The sequence below is a fragment of the Streptomyces antioxidans genome (assembly GCF_000968685.2).
Lineage (GTDB): Bacteria > Actinomycetota > Actinomycetes > Streptomycetales > Streptomycetaceae > Streptomyces > Streptomyces antioxidans.
The window spans coordinates 1-503 of record NZ_LAKD02000263.1 but is presented as its reverse complement, the minus strand read 5'-3'; the positions used below and the strand labels follow the sequence as shown (position 1 = coordinate 503).

The following is a 503-nucleotide window of genomic DNA, read 5'->3' as shown; positions in this document are numbered from 1 at the left end:
ACCCGTCCGGCGGCTTCGGTGTCGCCTGCCGCCTGCAGGACGGTCAACGCCGAAGCCGGTCCGTCCACTTCGGCCACCACGCCGACGACCGGGCGCCCGGCTGCCGCCTCACGGAGCCGGTCGGCCAACGCGTCACGCGTGGCGGCGAACTCCACCTGCGCGACGTCGGCGCCGCCGTCGCGCAGCGCGTCGGCCACGTCCGCACCCGCCCCGACGACCAGCCAGGTTCCGCTGAGCCGAGTGGCGTCGACGCGCGGAGCGGACGCCTTCCACACGACCTCGTAGCGGAGGTCGGACAGTGCGGACCGCTCCCGGGTGCGGGACCGCCACGCCGACAGGGCGGGCACGACCACGTCGAGGGACGAGCGCAGCGCATGGGTGTCGTCGCCGAGGAACGATGCCACCGCACACGGGTCTCCGGTGTCCACGGCGGACCAGAAGCCGCCGTCCTCGGTAGGTGCCACACCGGCCGGTGCTGTGGTGTCGAGCCAGTAGCGCTGGTG

The 503-nt window shown here is 74.4% G+C and carries 1 protein-coding gene; it reads right to left on the bottom strand.

The features are described 5' to 3' along the window. Positions 1-503 (bottom strand): hypothetical protein (locus VT50_RS39470; protein WP_158083255.1); only part of this gene is annotated, 503 nt, incomplete at both ends.